The organism is Paraburkholderia sp. UYCP14C (genome assembly GCF_004197395.1).
Lineage (GTDB): Bacteria > Pseudomonadota > Gammaproteobacteria > Burkholderiales > Burkholderiaceae > Paraburkholderia.
In genome coordinates, this window is the sequence record NZ_SELS01000257.1 from 1 (window position 1) to 1,336 (window position 1,336).

The 1,336-nt window shown below is 55.5% G+C and carries 1 protein-coding gene; it reads right to left on the reverse strand.

Features of this window, described 5'->3' with window-relative positions:
• Positions 1-134 precede the first annotated feature (134 nt).
• A complete protein-coding gene (locus EVC45_RS44670; protein WP_129964371.1) occupies positions 135-836 on the reverse strand; it encodes a response regulator transcription factor in 702 nt (233 codons plus the stop codon).
• Between the last annotated feature and the right edge of the window lie 500 nt (positions 837-1,336).

Sequence of the window (1,336 nt, forward strand, 5' to 3'; positions counted from 1 at the left end):
CATGAAGCTTCTGTCGAAACCGGTTTCTGAACACACCTTATTGACCTTGCTGGCAAAACATAAGCCCAAAATATCGACCGAAGGCGGGTGAAATTGATTGCGGTGGGACGTAAGGCGCGGTGTCGCAGAGATCTTCACGGCAGTCCCTTAGCTGGCCCACCTCCGCCGGCCAGCTCGGCATTGACTTTGAGTGCGGCTTCAACGCGGTTTCTGACTCGAAGTTTGTCGTAAATAACACAGGAAACCTGCCTGACATGTCCCTCGGTGACGTTAAGCTCTCTTGCGATCTGTTTTCCCGAGAGGCCACCTGCAATGCAACGCGCCACATCCCACTCTCGTGGAGAGAGTCCAAGATGATGCTGATTCCGGATAGCTGAAGGCGCTTGCGTCGGGCAGGCAAAGCGCATCAGGACTTCTTCCGGAATCCAGAGTTCACCTCCTAAAATCCTGCTCAGTCCAATGAACATTTTTTTGTGTGCGCCGCCCTTCAAAATGATTCCGCGAGCAGCGTAGTCACGCATGCACATTCGCAAGATTTCAACTTCATCATCGTTTCCAGGAGCGAGCCCCGTGCAGACGACCACGGGAACATTGGATGGATTGCCAGCCTGAAAATGTTCCAGCGTCGTGGCGCCACGGTTCTCACCGTCCAGATTGAGATCCAGGAATACGAGGTCTGGGGGAGGTGCCTTGCTCATTTCTTCAAGCGCGCTGGCAAGCGTGAATACGGGTGTGACTTCGATTGGGACTGCGCTCAACTCCGATGCGTGTGTTTGGACATATTCGGAAAGAGCAACGCAGAGAATTTCGTGGTCATCGACCCATAGGATTTTCATGGCCGCTTCCCCCCTCGATACCTCACAGAAAAAACCATCGATTGCGCACTACGTTTATGCGCGACACCGCTTGTTAGCTAATTTGAACGCAGGCATTCTCCGAGCGTCGAAATTCGTGCTCAAGTGCCGCAGTATGCGGGCGCACGGAGGCTGGACACGCGGAAACCAGCGTCGACAGCGTCGCGCGACCGCGCGAACCTTTCAGAGTCGTCATCGCCTGCTTCGCCTCGTTGAGGGTCTGATTCTTGCTATACGCAACCGGGCCGGTGGCGCGACATACTGAAGAGGATACATCGCGAAGGGAGGAACATCACGATGAGATCCCAACATCCGGGTCAACGGAACTGACCTTTGGCCGGCGTTTCCGGGACGACCCTGGCGACACTGAAGGCGCGGCTTGACGGCTGGCCGTAGGCGAACCCCGAGTTAATGTCAATTCTGGTGTATGCGGGGGCAGAGCATGATCAAGCGGCAAGCGGTTGCTGAGCCGGTGCGCTTTC

Bases quoted from the DNA above. Each gene is read 5' to 3' on its own strand.
- EVC45_RS44670 (WP_129964371.1), bottom strand. From the start codon at position 836: ATGAAAATCCTATGGGTCGATGACCACGAAATTCTCTGCGTTGCTCTT.